The 22,820-nt window shown below is 71.6% G+C and carries 18 protein-coding genes; 10 read left to right on the top strand and 8 right to left on the bottom strand.

Annotated features, from left to right (window positions below; genetic code table 11):
* Positions 1-181 precede the first annotated feature (181 nt).
* Both I4J89_RS31910 and rox read left to right on the top strand, forming a co-directional pair.
* Positions 182-628: an SRPBCC family protein gene (locus I4J89_RS31910; RefSeq protein ID WP_196417840.1), complete on the top strand. Its 447-nt coding sequence runs from the start codon at positions 182-184 to the stop codon at positions 626-628.
* Positions 629-1,323: 695 nt separating this feature from the next.
* Complete coding sequence (gene rox, locus I4J89_RS31905) at positions 1,324-2,745, top strand: rifampin monooxygenase (protein ID WP_230859949.1); 1,422 nt, start codon at positions 1,324-1,326, stop codon at positions 2,743-2,745.
* Positions 2,746-2,912: 167 nt separating this feature from the next.
* On the opposite strand, the gene I4J89_RS31900 is transcribed toward rox, so the two are convergent.
* Together I4J89_RS31900 and I4J89_RS31895 are read right to left on the bottom strand one after the other, a co-directional pair.
* Positions 2,913-3,911, bottom strand: coding sequence for a zinc-dependent alcohol dehydrogenase family protein (locus I4J89_RS31900; RefSeq protein ID WP_309238558.1), 999 nt, complete (start codon positions 3,909-3,911; stop codon positions 2,913-2,915).
* Between the two features lie 87 nt (positions 3,912-3,998).
* Positions 3,999-4,994 carry an endonuclease/exonuclease/phosphatase family protein gene (locus I4J89_RS31895; RefSeq protein WP_309238557.1) on the bottom strand — a complete coding sequence of 332 codons (996 nt, stop codon included), beginning with the start codon at positions 4,992-4,994 and terminating at the stop codon, positions 3,999-4,001.
* A gap of 106 nt (positions 4,995-5,100) precedes the next feature.
* Here I4J89_RS31895 and I4J89_RS31890 point away from each other — a divergent pair, with 106 nt between their 5' ends.
* Positions 5,101-5,496 carry a DUF2750 domain-containing protein gene (locus I4J89_RS31890; protein ID WP_196417838.1) on the top strand — a complete coding sequence of 132 codons (396 nt, stop codon included), beginning with the start codon at positions 5,101-5,103 and terminating at the stop codon, positions 5,494-5,496.
* Positions 5,497-5,498: 2 nt separating this feature from the next.
* Here I4J89_RS31890 and I4J89_RS31885 read toward each other — a convergent pair whose 3' ends face one another.
* On the bottom strand, positions 5,499-6,341 hold the full coding sequence (locus I4J89_RS31885; protein WP_196417837.1) for an alpha/beta fold hydrolase: 843 nt from the start codon (positions 6,339-6,341) through the stop codon (positions 5,499-5,501).
* 140 nt (positions 6,342-6,481) lie between these two features.
* Here I4J89_RS31885 and I4J89_RS31880 point away from each other — a divergent pair, with 140 nt between their 5' ends.
* Genes I4J89_RS31880 through I4J89_RS31870 form a run of 3 tightly spaced genes read left to right on the top strand, consistent with a single transcriptional unit; the run spans position 6,482 to position 9,675 of the window.
* Complete coding sequence (locus I4J89_RS31880) at positions 6,482-7,882, top strand: sensor domain-containing diguanylate cyclase (protein ID WP_196417836.1); 1,401 nt, start codon at positions 6,482-6,484, stop codon at positions 7,880-7,882.
* Between the two features lie 39 nt (positions 7,883-7,921).
* The gene (locus I4J89_RS31875; protein ID WP_309238556.1) at positions 7,922-9,046 is read left to right on the top strand and encodes a sensor histidine kinase; all 1,125 of its coding nucleotides are present in this window, start codon (positions 7,922-7,924) and stop codon (positions 9,044-9,046) included.
* The gene (locus tag I4J89_RS31870; protein ID WP_196417835.1) at positions 9,037-9,675 is read left to right on the top strand and encodes a response regulator; all 639 of its coding nucleotides are present in this window, start codon (positions 9,037-9,039) and stop codon (positions 9,673-9,675) included. The genes I4J89_RS31875 and I4J89_RS31870 overlap by 10 nt, the downstream gene beginning before the upstream one ends.
* A 7-nt stretch (positions 9,676-9,682) precedes the next feature.
* On the opposite strand, the gene I4J89_RS31865 is transcribed toward I4J89_RS31870, so the two are convergent.
* Together I4J89_RS31865 and I4J89_RS31860 are read right to left on the bottom strand one after the other, a co-directional pair.
* On the bottom strand, positions 9,683-12,196 hold the full coding sequence (locus I4J89_RS31865; RefSeq protein WP_196417834.1) for an FtsX-like permease family protein: 2,514 nt from the start codon (positions 12,194-12,196) through the stop codon (positions 9,683-9,685).
* Complete coding sequence (locus I4J89_RS31860; RefSeq protein ID WP_196417833.1) at positions 12,193-12,930, bottom strand: ABC transporter ATP-binding protein; 738 nt, start codon at positions 12,928-12,930, stop codon at positions 12,193-12,195. Before I4J89_RS31860 ends, I4J89_RS31865 begins: the two co-directional genes overlap by 4 nt.
* Before the next feature lie 158 nt (positions 12,931-13,088).
* On the opposite strand from I4J89_RS31860, the gene I4J89_RS31855 reads away from it, so the two are divergent.
* Complete coding sequence (locus I4J89_RS31855; protein WP_196417832.1) at positions 13,089-14,264, top strand: extracellular catalytic domain type 1 short-chain-length polyhydroxyalkanoate depolymerase; 1,176 nt, start codon at positions 13,089-13,091, stop codon at positions 14,262-14,264.
* A 6-nt stretch (positions 14,265-14,270) separates the two neighbouring features.
* Here I4J89_RS31855 and I4J89_RS31850 read toward each other — a convergent pair whose 3' ends face one another.
* Together I4J89_RS31850 and I4J89_RS31845 are read right to left on the bottom strand one after the other, a co-directional pair.
* Positions 14,271-15,467 (bottom strand): alpha/beta hydrolase family protein, encoded by a 1,197-nt coding sequence (locus tag I4J89_RS31850; RefSeq protein WP_196417831.1) that lies wholly within the window; start codon positions 15,465-15,467, stop codon positions 14,271-14,273.
* A gap of 33 nt (positions 15,468-15,500) precedes the next feature.
* Positions 15,501-17,696 carry an MMPL family transporter gene (locus I4J89_RS31845; RefSeq protein ID WP_196417830.1) on the bottom strand — a complete coding sequence of 732 codons (2,196 nt, stop codon included), beginning with the start codon at positions 17,694-17,696 and terminating at the stop codon, positions 15,501-15,503.
* Between the two features lie 165 nt (positions 17,697-17,861).
* Between I4J89_RS31845 and I4J89_RS31840 the strand changes: the two genes are divergently transcribed.
* From I4J89_RS31840 to I4J89_RS31830, 3 genes are read left to right on the top strand one after another with little or no spacing between them, the layout of a single operon-like run.
* On the top strand, positions 17,862-19,127 hold the full coding sequence (locus I4J89_RS31840; protein ID WP_196417829.1) for a sensor histidine kinase: 1,266 nt from the start codon (positions 17,862-17,864) through the stop codon (positions 19,125-19,127).
* Positions 19,115-19,756 carry a response regulator transcription factor gene (locus I4J89_RS31835; protein WP_196417828.1) on the top strand — a complete coding sequence of 214 codons (642 nt, stop codon included), beginning with the start codon at positions 19,115-19,117 and terminating at the stop codon, positions 19,754-19,756. The genes I4J89_RS31840 and I4J89_RS31835 overlap by 13 nt, the downstream gene beginning before the upstream one ends.
* A 33-nt stretch (positions 19,757-19,789) precedes the next feature.
* A complete protein-coding gene (locus I4J89_RS31830; protein ID WP_373688177.1) occupies positions 19,790-21,499 on the top strand; it encodes a DEAD/DEAH box helicase in 1,710 nt (569 codons plus the stop codon).
* A gap of 69 nt (positions 21,500-21,568) precedes the next feature.
* Here I4J89_RS31830 and I4J89_RS31825 read toward each other — a convergent pair whose 3' ends face one another.
* The gene (locus I4J89_RS31825) at positions 21,569-22,651 is read right to left on the bottom strand and encodes an ATP-binding protein (RefSeq protein WP_196417826.1); all 1,083 of its coding nucleotides are present in this window, start codon (positions 22,649-22,651) and stop codon (positions 21,569-21,571) included.
* Positions 22,652-22,820: the final 169 nt, after the last annotated feature.

Below are 22,820 nucleotides of genomic sequence, written 5' to 3'. Positions count from 1 at the left end.
CGCCTATCCGGGGTACGGGTGACCGGCCGTCCCGCCGAATCGACCCCGTCCCCGCTCTCCCAGCGCGAGCCGGCAGCCGCCCCCGGCCCCAGCGCGGCCGCCGGGAACGGAGCCACCCAACCGTGTCTGGACGCCTACACACCCGTGGACCGGGCCGGGGTGCGTGTGCTCGGATTGTCGAATGCGATTCGACGTCCGGACGAAGGCCTCGCCCGAGCAGGTGCGCCGCGCCCTCACGGACTTCACCGCCCGCCGGCCGCAGATCTGGAACCGCACACTCGACCCGAAGAAGTACGAGCTACGCGAGCAGGGCGACACCTGGGCGGTCGCCCGGGAGAGCACTCCTGGTTCACCCTTCTGGGTGGTTTCCCGCTACGACTGGTCCGACACCGCCGTGATCCGCTGGACGGTCGTGGAGAGCAGCTACGGCGGAGCCGGCGACGGCTTCGCCCACATCACGCCGGACGACGACGGAGGCAGCCGGCTCCACGTCGAATGGACCAACACCGGAGCCCGTCTCTCCCAACGGCCGATGCTGTTCCTGCTGCACCTTGGGCCGATGGCCCGGCTGATCTCGCGGATGTGGACCTCCGCCCTGGACCGATACGCCCAGGACGACCAGAGCTGACCGGCGTCCCGCCGAAGCCGACCCGTCCCCGCTCTCCCGGCGCAAGCCCGCCTTTCCCTCACCGCCCCACCGCGACCGCCGGGAAACAGCATCACCTGCCGGTCACGGCGACCGCCGCCTGGCTGCGTGCTGCGGTCGCCGCACGGGTTGGCGCACGGCGGCGCCGGTTGCGGTCAGCCGGTGGCTGCTGGCCAGCGGCCAAAGTGACGGCCCACGGTTGGTAGCGCCCGTCACGGCCGGCCGGTGGCCGCTAGTGGGCTTCCGTAGTCAGGGTCCCCAAGCGGTGACCTTGCCTGGCCCAACCTCACTGCTGTCTCAACGGCCGCCAGACAGCACCCACGTTGGGCCAAGACCCTGACCACGACGGCTCTCTGGCCCGGCTACTCCTCGAACGGTGGCCTGTCCGAAAGGGCTGGACGGGGTGAAGGCCGGGCTTGTAGCTTGCAGCTGATCGTGACACCGCCCGAGGAGGTGAGACCCATGAACGCTGTATCGATGTGGGTGCTCCCCCTTGCCGTCACGGTCGGGCGATTGATGTAGGTGTCGCCGGGAGCGCCTCGCCAACCAGGCACTCCCGAAAGGCCACACCTATGCGCTCTCCGCGATTCACCGCCCAACCGTCGCCGACCGATACGGCCGCGGGCTACGCCAGCGGACCTCCCTCGCCGAACCCCGGCATCGATCGCTCGCCCCTCATGTTCGACGTGATCATTGCTGGGTGCGGGCCGACCGGTGCCGTTCTGGCCGCCGAGCTGCGGCTGCACGACGTGCGGGTACTCGTCCTGGAGAAGGAAACCGAACCCGCTTCGTTCGTCCGCATCGTCGGTCTGCATATTCGCAGTATCGAGCTGATGGCGATGCGCGGGCTGCTGGAGCGCATTCTGGAACGCGGACGGCGGCGTCCGGCCGCTGGCTTCTTCGCCGCCATCGACAAGCCCGCGCCCGAGGGGCTGGATTCCGCGCACGCCTATCTGCTGGGCATCCCGCAGCCAGTCATCGTGCACCTGCTCGAAGAACATGCGATCGCACTGGGTGCGCGGGTCCGGCGCGGTTGTGCGGTGGCCGGTCTCGAGCAGGATGACGAGGGTGTGACCGTCGAGCTGGCCGATGGGAAACGGCTGCGGTCGCGCTATCTCGTCGGCTGTGACGGCGGGCGCAGTACGGTGCGCAAACTGCTCGGCGTCGGCTTCCCCGGCGAGCCGTCGCGGACCGAGACGCTGATGGGCGAGATGGCGGTAGGTGTGCCGCCGGAGGAGATCGCCGCCCGGGTGGCCGCGATCCGCGAGCCCCGGCAGCCATTCTGGATCCGGCCCGCGGGCGCCGGGGCCTACAGCGTCGTGGTTCCCGCCGCGGGAGTCAGCGACCGCACGGAACCGCCCACTATCGAGGATTTCCAGCAACAGTTGCGTACTATCGCCGGAACCGACTTCGGCGTGCATTCCCCACGCTGGCTGTCCCGCTTCGGGGACGCCACCCGGCTGGCCGAACGTTATCGGGTCGGGCGGGTGCTGCTGGCCGGCGACGCGGCGCACATCCATCCACCCGCCGGCGGGCAGGGCCTCAACCTGGGCGTTCAGGACGCGTTCAACCTCGGCTGGAAACTGGCCGCACAGATCCGCGGCTGGGCGCCGGACGCACTGCTGGACACCTATCAGGCCGAACGCCGCCCGGTCGCCGAGGACGTGCTGGACAACACCCGCGCCCAGGTGGAGCTGTCGTCCACCGAACCGGGTGCGCGGGCCGTGCGCAGGCTGCTCACCAAGCTGATGGACTTCGACGAGGTGAACCGCTATCTGATCGAGAAGATCACGGCGATCGGCATCCGCTACGACTTCGGCGACGGCCCGGATCTGCTCGGCCGCCGGCTGCGCGACATCGACGTGAAACAGGGCCGCCTCTACGATCTGCTGCATCGCGGCCGCGGCCTGCTGCTGGACCGCACCGAACGCCTGACCGTCGGCGGCTGGTCGGACCGGGTCGACTACGTGGCGGATCCCACCGCGGGACTGGATGTGCCGGCCGTCCTGCTGCGCCCCGACGGCCACGTCGCCTGGATCGGTGACGACCAGCAGGACTTGGACGACCACCTCTGCCGCTGGTTCGGCGCCGGCGGCTAGACAGGGCCCAACGTGGGTGCTGTCTGGCGGTCGTTGAGACAGCATTGAGCGTGGGCCAAGCAAGATCACCCGGGATGGTGTTTCCCGGCGGGCGCGCTGGGGCGGGGAGGGAAAGCCTGGCTCGCGCTGGGAGAGCGGGGACGGGCCGGCTTCGGCGGGACGGACGGTCACGCGTACCCGGAAATGGGGTTGATCATGGTCATTCCGGCGACCGTCGCCTGGTCGAAGCGGGGCAGCAGCTCGGCGGCCTCGTCGAGGCCGACGGTGCGTTCGATCAGTCGCTGGGGGCGCAGGGTGCCGTTCTCGATGAGCGCCATCATGGCCGGATAGTCGGCCGCTGCCATGCCGTGGCTGCCCAGCACATCGAGTTCCCAGCCGATGACCCGCGCCATCGGCACCCGGGGGTGGCCGTCCAGCGGTGGCAGCAGGCCCACCTGGATGTGGCGGCCCCGGCGGCGCAGGCTGAGGATCGCGTCGGCGCAGGTCTGCTCGCTGCCGACCGCGTCGATGGCTACGTGGCTGCCGCCGCCGGTGAGGTCGGCGATCGCGGCCGGGATGTCGGTGCCGTCGGCGCGCAGGGTGTGCGCGGCGCCGAGCGCGGAGGCCACGGCGAGAGCCTCCGGGTTCCGGTCCACGGCGATCGCCCGGCCGCCCAGCGCCTGGGCGATCATCACGGCGCTCAGTCCGACGCCGCCGGCGCCGATCACGGTCACCCACTCGCCGCCGGCCAGCCGTGCACGACCGGCGAGAGACCGGTAGGCGGTGGCGAACCGGCAGCCCAGACCGGCCGCCGCCTCGAAGCTGACCTGCTCGGGGACGGCTATCAGGTTGGTGTCCGCGGCGTGCAGGGCGACGTACTCGGCGAACGATCCCCAGTGGGTGAAGCCGGGTTGCTGCTGGTCGGGGCAGACCTGGGCCTGCCCGGACCGGCACCACTCACACCGGCCGCAGCCGCAGACGAACGGTACGGTCACCCGGTCGCCGGTCCGCCAGCGGCTGACGCCCGCGCCCACCTCGGTGATGACGCCGGCGAGCTCATGACCCGGTACGTGCGGGAACACGACGTCATCGTCATGTCCGGCCCAGGCGTGCCAGTCGCTGCGGCACATCCCGGTCGCCATCACCCGGACCACCACGCCGCCGGCCGGGGCCGTGGGCTCGGCCACCTCCCGCACCCTCGGCCGGGCTCGGATCGCATCCAGAATCACGGCACGCACAGTGAGCATCCTGCCAGCTCCCGGCGGGCCGGCGGGCTACGGCAGGCGAAGGCGGGCCTGGACCGGCAGATGATCGCTCGGGTACTGCGTTCCCTGGCGGTAGGTGTTCATCAGTGCGGCCACGGCGGTGACGCCGGGCGTGGCGAGGATCCAATCGACGCGTTCGCCGCCGGGCACCGGGGGCTGGTAGTTGTGGATCGTGGCGTACTCCGGGCCGCGCCGGGGCGCGGCGGTCCAGGTGTCGCGGAGCCCGGCCGGGCCGGTCAGCAGGCGGTAGATCGGGCCGGCCGGCTCGGCCGGACTGTTGAAGTCGCCGGTCAGCACGACCGGCAGCGGGTCGAACGTGGCGAGCCGATCCATGATCAGCCGGGTGCCGTGGCGGCGGGCGATCTCGCTGATGTTGTCCAGGTGGGTGTTGACGGCGTAGAAGCGCCGGCCGGTCACCAGGTCGGTGAACAACACCCAGGTGACCATCCTGATCCGGAACGAGCCCCAGCTGATCGATCCCGGAACCTGCGGTGTCTCGGAGAGCCAGAAGTTCCCGGACTTCTGAGGGCGCAGCCGGGCGTTGTCGAAGAAGATCGCCATGTGTTCGCCGAGGTCGCGCCCTTCCCGGCCCACTCCGATGCGGTCGTAGCCGACGCCCAGGTCGTTGTCGATGTCGCGCAGCTGGGCGGCGAGCCCTTCCTGGGTACCGATCAGATCCGGTCGTTCGGCCCTCAGGAGCGAGCGCATCACCGGTCGTCGCTGCGCCCAGGAGTTGGGCCCGACGTCGGCATACCGCAGGTTGAAGGTCATGACGTCCAGGTCGGCGGGCCCGGGCGGGCCGGCCAGCGCGTCCAGTTCCGAGGGCGCGGGGCCGATGACCGGAGGGCTGGCGGCGGCACGCGGCGGCGCCGGGCGCGTAGCTGACTGCTGCTTGCCGGCGTCACCGCCGATCGCCTGGACACCGACGACGGCGAGCGCCATGAGGATCAGCGACCGTGCGGTGAGGGCCCGAGCGAGGCGAGCCTCCCAACCGCGAATCCGCACGGCACGACCATAACAAAGCGATGATTACGCAGAGTGACTCTCCGATCGGGGCGCGTGGCCGCTACCATCGCCGCAGAACATCGGTGGTCGGATAAACGGAGGTCAAGTGGCATCGGATGACATCTCGCGCGGCCAGGCGGAACGACTTCGCGGGCTGGACGAGGCGGCCCGAGTGGCCACGACGTTCGAGATCCTCGCCGACAAGGGCGCGCTGTGGGTCTGGGGCGACGAGGACGAGATCCTGTTCACCGAGGACGGCGCGCGCCGGACCCTGCTGCCGATCTGGCCGCATGCCACGGTCGCCCGGCTGGAGAACGAGGGCGAGGTCGACGGCGAGCACGCTGTCCGGATCCCGGTGCGGGCGTTCCTCGAGGAGTGGCTGCCGCAGTTGGAGGGTGATGACGCCGACATCGCGATCTTCCCGGTCGAGGACCGCATCGCGGCGACCCTCACCCTCGCCGAGTTCCGGACGAGGATGACGGCCGCGCTCCGCCGCTCCTGACCTCAGGACGTGTGGCGCAACAGGGCCTCCACGACGGCCGGCCACGTCACGCGCGGCACGCCCTGGCCGATGCCGGGCAGGGTGAGCAGCGTGGCGCCCGGGATCTCGGCGGCCAGCGCCACCGCGTTCCCGTGCGGGAAGAACGGATCCTCGTCCCCGTGGATCACCAGGGTCGGCGCGGTGATCTCGCCGAGCCGCTGGCGCCAGCGCGGCCGGCAGTCGATGGCCGCGAACATGCTGCCGATGTGGCTCGCCCGCTGCGCCTTCGCGGTGCGTTGCGTTCGGTCGAAGACCGATCCGGCGGTCGCCCGTACATCGTGCTCGTCGAATCCCCGCGACCCGGACATCAGCCGTGCGGAACCGGTCATGTGGTCGACCACACTGTTCCGATCGGTCCAATCCGGCTCGGGACGCCCGAACAGCTGTTTCATCATCTCCGGCGCGTGGTCGGGCAGGTCGGGATCGACCGGACCGGGCGCGACCGGGCGGGTGGAGACCAACGTGAGCGACGCGACCTGATCGGGGTGATCGAGCGCGAGCAGTTGCGCGATGAAACCCCCGACGCCCAGCCCCGCCACGTGCGTACGCCCCAGGTCCAGCGCCACCAACAACTCGGACGCGTCGGTCACCAGGTCGCGCAGGTCGTAGGCGGGCGCGTCCGGGTCGACGAACGTCGACCGGCCGGCATCGCGCAGGTCATAACGCACCACATACCGGCCGGTCAGCGCCGCGCACAGCTCGCCCGGCCAGCTCAGCGTGGTGACGCCGATCAGCAGCACCGGCGGGTCCGCCGGGTCCCCCAAGGTCTCCACGCACAATTCGACACCGTTAACCGCAATCCGCATTTCAGCTCCCTCCGAGTCGTCAGGTAGACCGGACAGCTGCCGGAAACTCATCGCGGGTGGACGAACCCGGTGAGCTATGCCACGGGGGAATTCGCCCGATACGGCTCCGTTCGGGGCGCACCACGCCGATCAAGCCAGACATGGTCCGACATTCGCTGCGCAAGGGTTCTACCCGGATACGGTCGTTCGTGCAGCGGGATCTGATGCGCTCGCTGCGCCTGTTCTTCCTGGTGTCGCTACCGATCTGTTCGGTGGGACTGACGGTGCAGGTGTGGCACATGGGCGTCGGCGTCGCCGCGACCGTGGGCTGCGCGGCGGCACAGCTGTTCCTGTTCACCCTGCGTGCCGTGGAGTTCTCGCGGGCGCGCCCTCTGCCGATCTGGGTCGACGCCGTCGAGCTGGCGGCGGCGTTCTTCGTGTTCTCTCAGGTGACCGATGTGTCGCCGATGATCAATACGATGTTCATGTGCGTGCTGTTCCGCGCGGCGATCGGTACGCTCCCCCGGCTGCTGCTCTCGCAGGCCGGCTACCTGGGAATCTGGGCGATCGCCGTCGCCTTGCCGTGGCACGTGAAGCCGGTCGTCGGCGCGATGATCTCGCTGCCGATCACCACCCTCATGGTCTACGGCACGCGCACTCTGATGACCAAGCTCCAGGAGCAGCAGAAGGCCCAGAACGCGTTGCTCGAAGGCGTGCTGACCGAACTCCCGTTCCCGGTCGTGGTCACCGACGCCGCGGGCGACGTGGTGCTGGCCAACCCGGCGGTGACCGAGCTGATCGGCTGGCAGGGCGCCGGCGCACCTGACCTGGGTGAGCTGGAGATGCAGGACCTCGAGGGGCTGCCGATCAACCTGCGGACCGTGGCGGCCGGCGCCGGCCGGACGAAACAGGAGGTGCGGCTGGTCCGCGCCGACGGCTCGACCCTGCAGGTGGTGGTGCAGACCGTGCCGATGGCGACGGGACTCACCCAGGACCGCAGCGTGGTGCTCGCCCTGCTCGACGTGACCGCGCAGCGCTCGTACGAGGAGCACCTGCACAAGGCGGCGTACTTCGACCTGCTCACCGGGCTGCCGAACCGGCGCATGCTGTTCGAACGGCTCACCCTGGCGCACAGCAGCGGTATGCCGTACGCGATGCTGCTGATCGACCTCAACGACTTCAAGGTCGTCAACGACACCCTGGGCCACGCGATCGGCGACGAGTTGCTCGCCGGGGTGGCGGAGCGGATCCGGTCCGCGGTCGACGAGACCGCGACGGTCGCGCGCCTCGGTGGTGACGAGTTCGCGGTGCTGTTGCCACATGCGGATCCGGCCGCGGCCGAGGTCGCCGCGCAGGCCGTACGGGACTCGTTCACCGAGCCACTGCTGCTCAGTTGTGGCCCGTTGCAGGGCAAGGGCACGGTCGGACTGTCGGTCGCGGAGTCCGGCGACACCCCGGACGGCGTCCTCGAGAAGGCTGACGCGGCGATGTACCTGGCGAAACCCTCCGGCAAGCGGCGCACCCGCTCACCGCAGAGCCCGCGCAACGCTCTGGCCGGCTGACGGTCGCACCCGCACGGCCCGCCCAGGTACAAGTGGAGCGTGCTGAAACGGGGAGTGCGGGCGACCTGGTACCTGCTGGGCACGCTGGCTACGGCGGCGGTGACGCTGGTCGGGCTGCCGCTGTTGTGGCTGCCCGTGGTGGGACGGCCGTGGGCCGGGTGGCACCAGCGGCGGGCCGGCCGGATGCGCGGCGTCGCGTCGCCGCCGGACCCACCGCGGCGTCACCGCTATCTGGCCTGGTTGCCCGCGCACGCGGTGGCCGGTCTGCCGGTCGGGCTGCTGACGCTGCTGTGCGCGGGGAACCTGCTGACGGCCATGGTGGTGACGCCGCTGTGGTGGGCGTTCCCGGCTGACAACCCGGCCCGGCTGGTGTTCGAGATACCGGTGCGGGACTGGGGCACGGCACTGGCACTCGGTGCGGCTCAGATCGGCGTACTCGGCGCGGTGGTGCTGCTGGTGTTGCCGCTGCTGGCCGGCGGATATGCCAGGGCTACGCTGGCGCTGCTCGCCCCGTCCCCGGCGGAGCGGCTCGCCGACCGGGTCGAGGTGCTGACCCGGACCCGGGCGGACGTGCTGGAGGCGCACGGCGCGGAGCTGCGCCGCATCGAGCGGGACCTGCACGACGGCACGCAGGCGCGGCTCGTCGCGATCGCCATGCGACTGGCGGTGGCCCGCGACGCCCTGCCGGACGACCCGGCGCTGGTGGACCGGCTGCTGCGGGAGGCGCACGAGGGAACGGAGGAGGCGATGACCGAGCTGCGGGACGTGATCCGCACGATGTATCCGCCGATCCTGGCCGACCGCGGGCTGGCCGGCGCGCTGCGCACGGTTGCTGCTCGCAGCGGGATCAGCACCGAGGTGGACGTCGGCGAGCTGGGCACCGTGCCGGCGGCGGTGGAGGCGGTGGCGTACTTCGCGGTCACCGAGGCGCTCACCAACGTGGCCAAGCACAGCGCGGCCGGCTCGGCTGTGGTCCGCGCCCACCGCAGCGGCGACCGGCTCTGTGTCGTGGTCGGCGACGACGGCACCGGCGGGGCGGACGAGGCGGCCGGCACCGGTCTGGCCGGCATCCGGCGCCGCGCGGAGGCGCTGGACGGCGTCGTCACCGTGGCCAGCCCGCCCGGCGGGCCGACCACGCTCACCGTGGAGCTGCCGTGCGGGTAGTCATCGCCGAGGACAACGTGCTGCTCTCCTCCGGCCTGGAGCTGCTGCTGGCCCGCCGAGGTTTTGAGGTGGTGGCGGTCGCCGCGGACGCCGACGCCTTCCTCGCCGCGGTCGACGAGCACCGCCCGGATGTGACCATCGTGGATGTCCGGCTGCCGCCGTCGTTCCGGGACGAGGGGATCCGGGCCGCGCTGCGCGCGCGCCGCGACCATCCCGGGCTGCCGGTGCTGGTGCTGTCCCAGTACGTGGAGCACGAGTACGCCGCGGAGCTGCTGTCCAGCGCACCGACCGGGGTCGGTTACCTGCTCAAGGACCGGGTGAGCCGGGTGGACGAGTTCGTCGACGCGCTGCGGCGGGTGGCCTCCGGCGGCACCGCCCTGGACCCCGAGGTGGTCGCTCAGCTGCTGAACCGCCGCGCCAACCCGCTGACCACCCTGACCCGGCGGGAGCGGGAGATCCTCGACCTGATGGCGCAGGGACACGACAACTCCCTGATCGCGGCCCGGTTGTTCATCACCGACAACGCGGTGCACAAGCACATCGGCAACATCTTCGCCAAGCTGGGGCTGGCTCCGAGCGACAGCGGGCACCGGCGGGTACTGGCCGTCCTCGCGTACCTGCGGGCCTGACCGGCGGTCACTCGCGAGCGCCGATCGCGTCGACCGGTTGCGGCCGCATGGCGATCCGGGTCGAGGTCATGATGGCGGCCCAGCCGAGCAGCGCGGCGACCGCGACGATTCCCAGGTAGATGTGCGGTGGGATGGACGGGAACGGCGTCCGGGTCAGCCCGAGGCTGGTGCCGACGAGGGACGGGATCGCGGCGAGCGTACCGATGAGCACGGCTGCGACGACGACGATCCGCGTCTCGCTGCGCATCATCGCGAGTACCTGCCGGCGGGTGGCGCCGACGAGCCGCAGCAGGGCGAACTCGCGGAAGCGTGCGGCGGTGGCCATCACCAGCGTGTTCACCACGGCGATCGCGAGGTAGCCGAGCAGGACCGCGTTGAGGATGAGGCCGACCGCCGACTCGCCGGCGGCGGCCTCGCGTTGCGCGGCGACGAACGACTCGCGGTCGTCGACCCGTACGGTCGGGAGGTGCCGCACGGCGTCGCGCAGCGCGTCACCGCTCCCCGCGTCCGCCGCGATCAGCACCGCGAAGTCCAGGCGCTCGGTGGTGTGCTCCAGGACGAGGTCGTGCGGCAGCGTGACGTCACCGAGGCCGAGCCCTCTCTCGTAGAGCGCCACCACGGTGGGCCGGATCGGCGTGCCGTCACCGAGACGCAGGTCGACGGTGTCGCCGAGAGCGGCGCCCAGGGTGCCGGCCGCGATCCGGCTCAACGCCACCGTGTTGCCCCGCACCCGCGCGACGTCGCCCGCCAGGACGGCGAGATCCATGGTCTCGGCGAGCCGGTCGGCGATGACACCCTGCGCCGCGTAGGTCCTGATCTGAAGGCTGTCTCCGGAGGCGATGGGTGCCAGCGTCCGGGTGCGTACCACCGGGGTCACCGCCGAGACGCCGGGCACGTCCCGGAGCAGGCCGGCGAGCTCGGGCGAGACGCCGGCCGACGTGGAGGTGACGACGTAGTCGGCGCGCAGCCCGTCCGCGGCCTGATCCCGTGCGGCGGCGCTCGCGGTCGTTCCGCTGAACAGCTGCCCGGCGGCGAGGGTGATGCCCATGATCAGCGGGGTGGTCGCCGCGGCGAGCCGACGCGAGTTGGCGTGCGCGTTCGCGGTGGCGAGGTACCCGCTGACGCCCGCCCTCCGGTTCAGCCAGGGGCCCAGCACGGTGACGGCGCCGCCGAGCAGGCGCGGCCCCAGCAGCGCGACGGCGAAGACGAGCAGGAACGCCGAGAAGGCGGCGCTCTCCGCGGCGCCCTCGCCGGGCAGCTCCAGCGGCAGCCAGATCGCGGTGGCCAGGCCGGCGGGGATCAGCAGCACGCCGACGGTCATCCGCAACCATCCGAGCCTCGGCGGTTCCACCGCGGCCTCGCCGAGCGCGTCCACCGGCCGGAGCCGCGCCGCGCGGCGCGCGGCTATCCAGCCCCCCGCGCGGGCGGCGACCAGGCACAGCACGATCGCCACCAGGACCGGCAGCGGGCTGATCGACAGTTCGAAATCGCCGGGTAAGGCACCGGCCAGGCGGAACGTCTCCCGGAGGAGGAAGCTCAGCCCGATGCCGGGAATCACCCCGAGCACCGCCCCGAGCGTGCCCACCACCATGGTTTCGGCGGCGATCATGCCGAGCACCTGTTTCGGGGTCGCGCCGATCGCCCGCAGCAGCGCCAGTTCCCGCAGCCGCTGCCGGACGGACAGGGCGAGCGTGCTCGCCACCACGATCATGATGATCACGACCATGCTGCCGCCGAACGCCAGGGACAGCTCGCTGAGGAACGACCGCGTGCTGCCGACGTCGAGGAACTCGGCCTCGCTGCGGTCATCGCCGGTGTAGACGACCACCTCGGACACCGCCGCCTCGATGGCGTCCGCCAGTTCCCCGGCGCTGACACCGGGTGCGGCCAGTACGCCGATCGCGTCCACCCGGTCCGGCTGGCCGGTCAGTTCCCGGGCCCGGTCATCGGTGAAGAACACCGCCGACTGGCGGACCAGGGGCGGGCTCGCGATGCCCGTCACCCGGTAGGTCGCGGTGCCGGAGCCGACCGCCAGCCGTACCGGCGCGCCGACGGTGAGGCCGGCCCGCTCGGCCAGCACCGAGTCCAGCACCACCTCGTCCGGCCCGGCCGGGGGCCGGCCGGCGCTCGTGGTGAACGAGCCCAGCGCGGTGGACTGCCAGCCGTGCCCCCGGGTGGGGACACCGTCCCCCGCCAGGACGCTGACCGGGACACTGACGTCCGGGATCGCCGCCCGCACACCGGGCATCCGGGCGATGTCGGCGAGCCGGCCGGCCGGCAGGGTGGCCCGCTCGCTGTACCGCGGATCCACGTCGTCGGCCACCGGCAGTGCCTGCCGGGCGCCCACCACCACGTCGGCGGCCCGGTAGCGCTCGGCCGGCACGCCGGAGCGCTCGCTGCTCTCCAGTAGGATCCCGCAGGCGGTGATCACCGCCGAACCGAACAGCACCGCGACGAACGCCGCGACGAACCCGCCCTTGCGTCCCCGGATCGTTGTCCAGGCCAGCCTCAGGCGGCTCACCGCTCCCCCAGGTGAGTCATCCGCTCGGCGATCTTCTCGGCCGACGGCCGGCTCATCTCGCCGGCCAACCGGCCGTCCGCGAGGAACACCACGGTGTCGGCCTGCGCGGCCGCGACCGGATCGTGGGTGACCATCAGTACGGTCTGCCCCAGCTCGTCGACGATCCTCCGCAGCAGTGCCAGGACCTGGCGGCCGCTGCGGCTGTCCAGCGCGCCCGTCGGCTCGTCGGCGCAGACCAGGTCGGGCCGGTTGATCAGAGCTCGGGCGATCGCCACCCGCTGTTGCTGTCCGCCGGAGAGCTGGCTCGGGCGGCGGTCATGATGCTCGGCGAGCCCGACCGCGGCGAGGACACCCGCCAGTTGCTCCGGGTCGACCGGCCGGCCGGCCAACCGGACCGGCAGCGTGACGTTGTCCGCCACGGTCAGCGCGCCGAGCAGGTTGTACGCCTGGAAGACGAACCCGATCCGGTCCCGCCGGAGCTCGGTCAACTCGGTCTCGGACCGGCCGGACAGTTCGGTGTCACCCAGCACGACCCGGCCCGACGTCGGCCGGTCCAGACCGGCCGCGCAGTTCAGGAACGTGCTCTTGCCGGACCCGGACGGGCCCATGACGGCGGTGAACGTACCGCGCGGGAATCCGGCCGTCACCGCGTCGAGTGCGCGTACCGCGTTCTTGCCCGACCCGTACTCCTTCGACACCGCATCCAACCGCACCGCGTACGCCAGCGTTCTCATGCCACCTGACGCTAGGCACCGCGCCGGGCCGAACCGCTACCCCGCACCACCGGAAAAGTCCTACAGCTGGCTGTAGTGACGGGCCGCCACATTGACACACCTCGTTGTGGCGACGCTCCACATGGGCCCGCCGTTAACATCTCCGTAACGTACGTGACATGAATCCCCGTAGGTTCTGGCCGGCACTGCTCGCCGTGGTGCTGACCGTCGCCGGCATCGTCACGTCCCCGTTCTCCCCCGCGAACGCGGCCGCCTCCCTGACGCAGGTCGGCTCGTTCGGCAGCAATCCCGGTGCCCTGCGCATGTACTCGTACGTCCCGGACGGCCTGCCCACCGGCCGCCCGCTGGTCGTGGCGCTGCACGGCTGCACGCAGAGCGCCACGGACTACTACAGCCACTCCGGCTGGCCCAAGTACGCCGACCGGTACCGGGCGGCGCTCGTCTTCCCCGAACAGACGTCCGCCAACAACGCGCTCTCCTGCTTCAACTGGTTCACCGCGGGTGACATCGCCCGGGGCCAGGGCGAGGCGCTGTCGATCCGGCAGATGGTCGACCACGCCGTCCGGGCGTACGGGGCCGACCCGAAGCGGGTCTACGTCACCGGGCTCTCCGCGGGCGGCGCGATGACCGCGGTCATGCTGGCCGCCTACCCGGACGTGTTCGCCGGTGGGGCGATCGTGGCCGGGCTGCCGTACAACTGCGGCACGATCTGCCAGTACCAGGCGCAGACCAAGACCCCGAAGCAGTGGGGTGACCTGGTCCGGGCCGCCAATCCCGGATACGCCGGTCCGTGGCCGCGGGTCGGCATCTGGTACGGCACCGCCGACACCACCGTGATCCCGGCAAACGCCACCGAGCTGCGCGACCAGTGGACCAACGTCTGGGGCGTACCGCAGACCCCGTCCTCGACCGCGACACTGCCGGGCTCGACCACGGTGGCGCACTACAGCGACGCGGTCTCGCTCTATACGGTGCAGGGCATCGGCCACGGCACGCCGGTCGCGCCGGGCAGCGCGGAGAACCAGTGCGGTACGACCGGGGCGTACTACCTGAACTCCATCTGCTCGTCGTACTACATCGCCCAGTCCTGGGGCCTGGGTGGCGGCACGCCCCCGCCGTCACCCAGCCCCTCCCCCTCGGCCACCCCCACCGCGCAGCCCTGCTTCACCGCGAGCAACTACGCGCACACCACGGCGGGGCGGGCCACCCAGTCCGGCGGATACACCTACGCCAACGGTTCCGGCCAGGCGATGGGCCTGTGGAACACCTTCACCGTGCACACGCTGCGCCAGACCGGCCCGAACCACTACGTCCTCGCCGACGGCCAGTGCTGACCCGCGCTACCGGACGAACTCGATCTCGGGGAACCGCGGATGGGTGCCATGCATCAACCGGCTGTCCCGGTGCCGCAGGTGCTGGTCGAAGAAGGCCCGCAGGTAGGCGCGCTGGATGGCGACGGAGCGTCGCGGGTCGAGGGTGCCGACCAGCTCGGCCACCTGCTCGGGACTGAGGCCGAGCGCCCGGGCGGCCTGGGGGTAGAACACCTGACCGTCGTTGAACGATCCGTGGGTCGAGCCGTTCAGTCTCAGTTCGGCTTTCCAGCCTCGCTGGTTCGCCCAGAACGTGTCCCAGGTGGGGTCCTCGGGATCGGTGCCGTGGTCGCTGCTCAGCAGCAGGAACGGCCGGTCGGAACCCGCGACCGCGCTGGCGCCGACGAGGGTGCCGTCCAGGTTGACGCCGGCCTTGACGCGCGGGTCGTCGTGCATCGTGGCGGCGGCGGTGCTGCCGCCGAGGGAGTGACCGAACATGCCGACGCGGTTCAGGTCGAACGCACCGCGCAGACCATCGGGAAGCCGCCGGTTCCCGGCGTCGGGGTTGCGGCCGGCGTTGACGGCGGCCAGCTGGTCGAGGACGAACCGGGTGTCGGCCTCGCGGACCGCGACGGCCTGGGCGATGACCTGATCGTCGACTTCGGCCGGGACGGCGGACACTTCGACCCGCCCACCGGGGAACTCGACCTCGCTGGCGTCGTAGGTGTGGTCGATGGTGACGACGATGTAGCCGTGGCCGGCCAATTCCTCGGCCAGGGCGGTGCTGGTACCGCGATCACCGCCCAAGCCGGGCGAGTAGAGCACCACCGGGCGCCCGCCCGGTTTCCGGTCCACCGGTGCGCCCACCCGGCCGTGCGTGCTCGTCGAGCGCACCGTCTCGGCGGGAAGCCCGAAAGCCTCGGCGAAGTGCGGTACCGCGCCCGGTGACAACCACGGCGCCGCCGGGTAGCCGCGGGTGTTCTGCGCCGGGTACCAGATCTGGGCCATGATCTCGCGGGCCGGATGGGAGGGCACCCACGGATCGGTACGGGCGGTGTCGACCAGGTGCAGGGAGACCGTGCCGAGCCGTTCCGGGCCGGTCGGCGCGGGCAGGGTGAACCCGGCGCGGGCCGGCCGGGCGGTGGACGGCCCGGTGGCGGCGACCAGTGCGAGACCGGAGGTCAGGGCAGCGGCGGCCAGCAGCCACCGGCGAGATCGTTCGAGCATGATGGGGCTCCTTAGGTGTGGTGGCGGGTCGGGTCAGCCGACCGGAGTCGGCTGGGGCTGGTGGTGGGGTGCCGGCGTCGGCTCGCCGCGGCGGCGCAGGAACGCCGGTGTCCACCAGTTCGCGCTGCCGAGCAGGATCATCAGGCTGGGCAGGACGACGGCGCGGATGAGCGTGGCGTCGATGAGGATCGCGGCGGCGAGACCGACGCCGAGTTGTTTCATGTCGACGGTGCTGAGCGTGGCGAAGATCGAGAAGACCGCGACCATGACGATGGCCGCGCTCGTCACGACGCCGGCGGAGCCGGTGATGCCGTCGGCGACGGCCTGCCGGCTGGGGACACCACGCAGTACGGCCTCGCGGATCCGACTGACCACGAAGATGTGGTAGTCCATCGACAGCCCGAACAGGATGACGAACAGCAGCAGCGGCAACCAGGCCACCACGGCGTGGTTGGAACGGAAGCCGAGCAGGTTCTCCGCCCACGGGTTGTCGTACTGGAAGACCCAGACGAGCAGGCCGTAGGCCGACCCGGCCGAGAGCAGGTTGAGCAGGATCGCCTTGAGCGCGACGACGATCGCGCGGAAGGTCGCCACCATCACGACGAACGTGAGCAGGAGCACGAACCCGATCACCAGGGGCAGCCGCTCACGGAGGTGGCGGCTGTAGTCGCCGTCGGCGGCGACGGTGCCGCCTACGGCGTACTCCGCGCCGGGCACGGCACCGACGGTCGCCGGCAGCAGCTGGGTGCGGAGCTTGTCGAGGGACCGCCGCGCGTCGGCGCTGTCGCCGGCGTACGGGGTGGCCACGGCGAGGGTGGTGACCGTGCGGTCGGCGGAGACCTCCGGCTCGGTCAGCCCGTCCTGCGAGAACAGCCCGTCCGTGCGGGTGCGGGAGACGAGGTCGTCGAGGGCCTCGGCGACCGCCGGCGCGGAGGCGGCCGGGGCCTCGACCGCGACCAGGTGGGTCGTTCCGGTGCTGGGGTACGCCGCGGTGAGCCGGTCGTAGGCCTGCATGACCGGTGCGGTACGGGGCAGATCGGCCTCGCCCGGGTTCTTCAGCTTCATGCCGAGAGCCGGCGCGGCGAGGGCGAGCAGCGCGACCAGCGACACGGTCAGGGCCGCCGCCGGGTGTTTGAGCACCGGTCGCAGCACGGCCGGCCAGAAGCGGGGCGTGCCGGTGCGTGAGGCGAGCCGCCACAGCACCGGTACGCGCGGCCGGTCGACCCAGCGGCCCAGCTTGGCCAGGACCGCCGGCAGCACGGTCAGGGAGCCCGCGACAGCGATCGCGACGACCAGGATCGCGCCGACCGCCAGCGACGAGAAGATCGGGTCGCCGGCGAGGAACAACCCGGCCATCGACACGGTCACCGCGATGCCGGACACGACCACGGCGTGCCCGGAGGTGGCCGCGGCGATCTCGACGGCGTCGACGTGCCCGCGCCCCCGGGCCCGTTCCTCCCGTTCGCGGCGCAGGTAGAACAGCGAGTAGTCGACCCCGACGGCCAGCCCGAGGAGCAGGATGACGCTGTTCACCATGCCGTTGGCCGGCACCAGATGCGAGGCCACCCCGGACAGGCCGATCGCCGCGGCCACCGCGGACAGGGCCAGCAGGACGGGTACACCGGCGGCGATCAGCGCGCCGAAGGTCACCAGCAGGATCGCCAGCGTCACCGGGATGCTGAACAGCTCGGCGCGCACGAAGTCCTCGCGGAGGATCTCGTTGACCGCCTTGTCGATCGAGTCACTGCCGACCTGTTCGACCCGCAGTGACGGGTACTCCTGCTGCACGGCCGCGGTCGCGGCCAGCAGCGGCGCCAGGCGCTGCAACGAGGTCATCGGGTCGCCCTCGATCGTGACGCGGACCAGCAGCGCGTCGCCCTTCGGCGCCGGGACCGGGTCGTCGGCGGTGCCGACGTCCGGTAGCGCCTGCATCCGTTTTGTCACCGCTGCGGCTGCCCGGGTGGCGGTGTCCCGGTCCAGCGGGCCGGACCGGGCGGTGATGAGGACGTTCTCCGTCGCGACCGGGGTGGCGAAGTCGCCGGACCGGACGATCGCCTCGGCCCGGCTGGACTCGCCGAGGTTCTGCGCGCCGTCGGACGCCTCCCTGGTACCGGTCACCGCGCCGGCCGTGAAGCACAACACCACGAACACGACCCACAGCAGCATCGCGCGCCAGGGATGCAGGGCGCTCCACCGCGCCACCCGTACGGTGACTGGGCTTTTAGGCATTTTCGGTCTTCCTTCGTTCGCGGCTGCCGTGGATGGTGACCACGCTGCCGTGGCTCGGCCACGCTGTCGGTGGGGCGGGCAGCCGGTTCGGGGTGGGGTTTTCCTCACCTCGGGGGGAGGGCCGACCTCATGGCCAGTGGGCCGTAGGGTGTCTACCGTGATCGCGTGACCTCGGCAGAAACGGCCAGCCTCCGGCCTCTCACCACGGCGCTGGCGGCCTTGTGGTCGGCACGTGGATGGCGCGCCACCGCGCACGCGCTCCTCGGGCTGCCGATCGGCGTGGTGACCTTCGCGCTCACCTGTGGCCTGCCGGTCGGTGTCGGCTACAGCGCGGGGTGGAGCCTGCTCTACGCACCGAGCGACGACTGGGTGCAGACCACCGTGCTCGTGGTGCTCACCGTGGTTGTCCCGCTGCCGGTACTGCTGATCGTGCCGCGCCTCACCGCGCTGCAACGCCGGCGCTTCCGGGCGCTGCTCGGCGTCGAGATTCCGAGGTCGCGACGGTTGTTCCGCGGGTTGCGCGCGGCCGGCATGTGGCGGCAGATCGCCTACCACGTGCTGGCGCTGTTCATCGGCGCGATCGGGGCCGCCTCGGTCGCGGCCTTCTGGCTGGCCCTTCCGCTGGGGTTCGTGGGCTGGTCGACCAACGACTGGCCGACGTCCGTCGCCGTGGCGCTGGCAGTGGTCCTGCCGGCGGTGCTCGTTGCGGCTCCGTGGGTGGCCCGGGGCGTGGCACGCGTCGACACGGCCGTGGCCCGGGCTCTGCTCGGCCCGAGCCGGAACGAGGCGCTGTCCGTACGGGTGGAGTCGCTGTCCCGGAGCCGGGCCGACATCGTCGCTGCCACCGACGCCGAACGCCGCCGGATCGAACGGGACCTGCACGACGGTGCCCAGCAACGGCTGGTCTCCCTCGCGTTGAACCTGGGCATGGCCCGCGCCAACCTCACCGATGTGCCGGAACCCGCCCGGCAGGCCATCGAGGCGGCCCACGACGAAGCCACCCAGGCCCTCACCGAGCTACGCGAGTTCGTCCGCGGCCTGCACCCGGCCGTGCTCGACGACCGGGGCCTGGACGCGGCCCTGTCCGGCATCGCCGCCCGCGCGCCGCTACCGGTACGGCTGAACGTCACCGTGACATCGCGCTGCTCGCCGGTCGTCGAGGCGATCGCCTACTTCGTCGTCTCCGAGGCTCTCACCAACATCGCCCGGCACGCCGGCGCCCACCGCGCCGAGGTCACCGTCGAACGCACCGCCGGCCGGCTCCGCGTCGTCATCACCGACGACGGCCGGGGCGGCGCCACCCTCGACTCCCACGGCACCGGGCTGCGCGGGCTGGCCCAGCGCGCCGCCTCGGTCGATGGAACGTTCGCCCTGCACAGCCCACCCGGCGGGCCGACGGCGATCACCGTGGAGTTGCCGTGCGAGTCGTGATCGCCGAGGACTCCGTGCTGCTCCGGGCGGGCCTGACCAAGCTGCTCGCCGACGGTGGTTTCGAGGTCGTCGACGCTGTACCCGACGCTGAGCAGCTCCTGCGCGCGGTCGGCGAGCATCACCCCGACCTGGCCCTGATCGACGTACGGATGCCGCCCACCCACACCGACGAAGGCATCCGGGCCGCCCTCGTCATCCGCCACCAGTACCCGAAGGTCGCCGTCCTGGTCCTGTCCCAGTACGTCGAGGAGCGCTACGCCACCGACCTGCTGTCCACCCAGACCAACGGCGTCGGATACCTGCTCAAGGACCGCGTCGCCCACGTGTCCGACTTCCTCGACGCCCTGCGCCGGGTGGCCGCCGGCGGCACCGCGCTGGACCCCGAGGTCGTCGCCCAGCTACTGGTACGCCACCGCGACGACCCCCTCGACCGCCTCACCCCGCGCGAGCTGGAGGTGCTGCGGCTGATGGCCGAGGGCCGCTCCAACAACGGCATCGTCGACGCCCTGAACGTCAGCCACAGCGCGGTCGAGAAGTACATCAGCAACATCCTCGCCAAACTCGACCTCCCGCCCGCACACACCGACCACCGCCGCGTCCTCGCCGTCCTGAAGTTCCTGCGCACCTAACCGCAGTGACGAACATCCGTGCCACGGTGCCCCCTGAGTGGCGGGCCAGGCCGTTCTCCTATGGTTGTCGGCATGGACCAACATCCGTCCGAGTCCGGGGCGGGTTTCGCCGGACTGGGATTGCGGCCGGAACTGCTCGCCGCGCTGACGAACCTCGGCTATGAAGAACCGACGCCGATCCAGCAGGAGGCGATCCCGCCGCTGGTGGCCGGCAACGACCTGGTGGGACAGGCGGCGACCGGCACCGGGAAGACCGCCGCGTTCGCGCTGCCCGTACTGCAACGGCTGACCGTCGGCAGCCGGGACACGGCACCGACTTCGCTCGTTCTGGTACCGACCCGGGAACTGGCCGAGCAGGTCTCGCAGGCGGTCCACCGATACGGCCGTGACCTGGGCGTTCGGGTGCTGCCGGTGTACGGCGGACAGCCGATCGGGCGACAGTTGCAGGCGTTGCAGCGCGGCGTGGACGTCGTCGTCGGTACGCCGGGCCGGGTGCTCGATCACATCGAGCGGGCGACTCTGCGGCTCAGCGAGGTACGCACGGTCGTACTCGACGAAGCCGACGAGATGTTGGACATGGGGTTCGCCGAGGACATCGAGGCGATCCTCGCCGAGACCCCCGAGGGCCGGCAGACGGTGCTGTTCTCCGCGACCATGCCACCCCGGATCGACAGCATCGCCCGCCGCCACCTGCGTGAACCGGTCCGGATCACGATGGGCCGCAAGTCCCTGGCGTCGGACGAACTCCCGCTAGTCCGGCAAAGCGCCTACATCGTCGCCCGGGCCCACAAGCCGGCCGCTCTCGGGCGGATCCTCGACGTGGAGGCGCCGACGGCGGCGATCGTCTTCTGCCGCACCCGGGAAGAGGTCGACCAGGTCACGGAGACCCTGAACGGGCGCGGGTACCGGGCCGAGGCCCTGCACGGCGGCATGAGTCAGGACCAGCGCGACCGGGTCATGGGCCGGCTGCGCGGCGGGAGCACCGAACTGCTGGTCGCGACCGACGTGGCGGCCCGCGGCCTGGACGTCGAGCAGCTCACGCACGTCATCAACTTCAACGTGCCGACGGCGCCCGAGGCATACGTGCACCGCATCGGCCGGGTCGGCCGGGCCGGACGTGAGGGCTCCGCCATCACCCTCGCCGAACCGCGGGAACAGCGGATGCTCAAGGCCATCGAGCGGCTCACCCGGCAGCGCATCACCCTGGAGAAGCTGCCGACCGTCACGGACCTGCGAGCCCGGCGCATGGAGGTGACCCGCACGGCGTTGCAGGCCAGCCTGGAAGCCGACGATCTCGAGCGGTTCCGGGTCGTGCTCGACTCGCTCACCGATGAGTTCGACGTCGAGAACATCGCCCTCGCCGCCGTGAAGCTGCTGCACGAGGCGGCCGGCGGCGACCGCGAGGAGGACGAGATCCCCTCGCCGGTGGCACCGCCGGTCAGCCGTACCCCGCAGGATCGTGACAAGCGCCAAGGCGGCCGCCCCACGCGTTCCTCAGCGTCGGTCGCCCGCTTGTTCTTCGGCATCGGCAGGCGGGCCGGACTACGCCCACAGGACCTGGTGGGTGCGATCGCCGGAGAGTCCGGGCTCAGCGCGCGCGAGATCGGCGCGATCCAGATCACCGACCGGTTCTCGCTGGTGGAGGTCCCCGAACCTGCCGCTGACATGGTCATCGCGGCCATGCAGCGCAGCACCATCAGAGGCCGCCGGCCGACGGTACGCCGGGAGCGCGTAGGCCGCTAAATCTAGTCGCTGTGGTGGTTGTCGAGCATGTCGCGGAGTTGCTGGAGCATCGCCGGCGCCGTTATGAGGTCACGGTCGCCGGTCACAGCGACCGTGAAAACGTCCGGGGTCAGCCGGACGGCGCTGATGCTGAGATCCGGTTCGGCGTGCTCGGTAACCTGCTCCCCCACCGGTGTACCGGACCGTAGACGGCCGGCTGCTGCCGGCGTGTTGGGCATCGATGCCAGTACGCCGCTGGTTGAGGCGGTAGCTGAGCAGCAGTCGGGTACCGGTCGCATCGGTGGTGATGTCCAAGCTGGTAGCGGCCTGCTGGATGAGCCGCAGGCCATGCCCGGCGGCGCGGGCGCCGCCGGTGTCGGGGCCGGGCCGCTGCTCGGGCAGGGCGATGCCTGGGCCATGGTCGCTGATCTCGCACCACAGACGCTGCTCGCTGTGCCACAGCAGGAGCTGCCCGTGTCCACCGCCGTGCAGCACGGTGTTGCTCATGGCCTCGTGGACGGCGAGCACGAACCGGTACCGGTCGTCGTCGGGCAGGGCGTGGCCGGCGATGGTGTGCAGGTGAGCGCGGATGGCGGGCAGAGCTTGCTGCTGGAACCAGCGGATCAGCGGCAGGCCGGGGCCGGGGTCGGTGGCGAGGCCGGGTTGAGGGCCAGCCGGAGCACCGGCGGCGAGCAGCAGGATGCCGTGGTCGCGGTGGGCGTCGGTGAACGCGCCGGTGAGGTCGAGGCCCCGCTGGTGCAGGGTGAGCAGTTCGGTGGCCGCGGCGGCGAACGTTTCGACGGCGGTCTGCTGGGTGTCGTCCCAGGCACCCGGGGTGTCGCGATAGACCGTGAGGGCACCGTCGTGGCGGGTTCCGCCGGCGTGCAGCGGCAGCGCGTACACCGCGCGCACGCCGGCGGCCCGGGCGGCCGGAGCGAAGCGGGGCCAGCGCTGCTGCCAGGACGGTTCTTTCAGGTCGCCGGCCTGCACCGGCTGGCGTAGCCGGGCGGCGTCGCGGGCCGGGCCCTCACCCAAGGTGTCCTGCAGCTTCTGCAGCTCGGCGATCAACGGGTCGCTGGCGAACCGGGGAACGGAACCACCAGCACTCCGCGACAGGCTGAGCCCGGCGATGGCGGGTATCAGCGTCGGGTACGCGCGACACAACCGGCTCACGTCCGGGCCGTAGCGGGACACCAGCTCGAAGACGCGGTCGTGGCCTCTGTGTCCGGGCCCATGGTTGCGGGGCCCGTTGCCAGGCGCAAGCGGCATCCTCCTATCACCCACCATGCTGACGGCATCTCCAACATCGACCATTTTCGGCGTACGTTTGCTGGATAGAACG

Source organism: Actinoplanes aureus, assembly GCF_015704865.1.
Lineage (GTDB): Bacteria > Actinomycetota > Actinomycetes > Mycobacteriales > Micromonosporaceae > Actinoplanes > Actinoplanes aureus.
Note: the sequence above shows the minus strand (reverse complement) of the source record. Positions and strands in the feature narration are given on the sequence as shown.

Bases quoted from the DNA above. Each gene is read 5' to 3' on its own strand.
- I4J89_RS31885 (WP_196417837.1), bottom strand. From the start codon at position 6,341: ATGCGGATTGCGGTTAACGGTGTCGAATTGTGCGTGGAGACCTTGGGG.
- I4J89_RS31845 (WP_196417830.1), bottom strand. From the start codon at position 17,696: ATGCCTAAAAGCCCAGTCACCGTACGGGTGGCGCGGTGGAGCGCCCTG.
- I4J89_RS31880 (WP_196417836.1), top strand. From the start codon at position 6,482: ATGGTCCGACATTCGCTGCGCAAGGGTTCTACCCGGATACGGTCGTTC.
- I4J89_RS31860 (WP_196417833.1), bottom strand. From the start codon at position 12,930: ATGAGAACGCTGGCGTACGCGGTGCGGTTGGATGCGGTGTCGAAGGAG.
- I4J89_RS31850 (WP_196417831.1), bottom strand. From the start codon at position 15,467: ATGCTCGAACGATCTCGCCGGTGGCTGCTGGCCGCCGCTGCCCTGACC.
- rox (WP_230859949.1), top strand. From the start codon at position 1,324: ATGTTCGACGTGATCATTGCTGGGTGCGGGCCGACCGGTGCCGTTCTG.
- I4J89_RS31910 (WP_196417840.1), top strand. From the start codon at position 182: ATGCGATTCGACGTCCGGACGAAGGCCTCGCCCGAGCAGGTGCGCCGC.
- I4J89_RS31855 (WP_196417832.1), top strand. From the start codon at position 13,089: ATGAATCCCCGTAGGTTCTGGCCGGCACTGCTCGCCGTGGTGCTGACC.